General features: G+C 44.7%; 1 protein-coding gene. It reads left to right on the top strand.

Translation table 11 applies throughout. The features are described 5' to 3' along the window. Window positions 1-60: 60 nt before the first annotated feature. Window positions 61-736, top strand: a 676-nt coding sequence (locus A3763_RS04370; protein ID WP_231872097.1) for an ABC transporter substrate-binding protein, incomplete at its 3' end; no start/stop codon positions are given.

Consider the following 736-nt stretch of genomic DNA (forward strand, 5'->3'; position numbering starts at 1 on the left):
CACAACCACTTTAAGCCTGTTGTCGTTTTAGGGGTTATATTCCAACATTCTCCTCTTGCTTTGTTAAGCTCCGCCAGTTTGCCTGAGAGCAACTTATACTCAAACATTCAGCAAGTACAAGACCTACGCAACAAACCTATTATGATTGAAGCCAACTCGGCTGAGTTAATGGCTTATCTTTCCAAAGAAGGTTTATCGCGTGATACGCTCAAAATTGTTAAGCACAGTTTTAATACTTCAGATGTGATGGCGGGTAGGGTTGCAGCTATGTCTGTTTATACCACTGATGAAGTGTTTGAGTTTGAGCGTTTGGGAGAGCCGTACACGCTGTTTCGACCAAAAGATTCCGGGGTCGATTTTTATGGTGACAACCTTTTTACTACGATTCATGAACTCAAACACCACCCTAAACGGGTTGCAGCATTTAGGCGAGCCAGTTTTAAAGGCTGGCGATATGCTATGGATCACCCCTCAGAAATTGTAGACCTGATCTATGAACGCTACAGCCAGCGACATACAAAAGCGCATTTAATGTTTGAAGCAGAGAAGATGAAAGACTTGCTAGAAAGTGAGCTAATCTCCCCAGGCTATATGACGAGTAAACGCTGGCACCATATTGCCAAGGTTTATGTCGAGCAAGGCAGCCTGTCTGCAGATTATTCGCTTGACGACTTTCTTTACAGGAGTGAGGAAGGGGTTAGTGCCGACTTGGTGAAACGTTGGGGGCTTGGTGCCT

This window comes from Oleiphilus sp. HI0128 (assembly GCF_001635365.1).